Annotated in this window: 1 pseudogene; it reads right to left on the reverse strand. The window is 58.5% G+C overall.

Going from position 1 to position 205, the window contains the following annotated elements:
* Positions 1-129: 129 nt before the first annotated feature.
* Positions 130-205 (reverse strand): annotated as a pseudogene (locus tag ACCC94_RS30580) (hydrolase); the annotation flags it as partial.

Here is a 205-nt window from a genome sequence, read left to right on the forward strand (position 1 = left end):
AGGTCCGCTCCTACGGGGAAATTCCGTGCCAGGCGGTTCGCGAGCAAGAACTAGGCGTCCCCCTCGGTCCTACAAAAAGCAAAAACCGGAGCCCCCAAAGGAGGCTCCGGTTTTCATTTCAACGGACCGTTACTTGCCAGCCGTCAGCGCGTTGTAGCTGGTGATCAGGTTGCGGTAATCCGGAATGTGGTTCGAGCACAGCGCC

It is taken from the genome of Pseudomonas sp. Pseusp97, from assembly GCF_047304025.1.
GTDB lineage: Bacteria > Pseudomonadota > Gammaproteobacteria > Pseudomonadales > Pseudomonadaceae > Pseudomonas.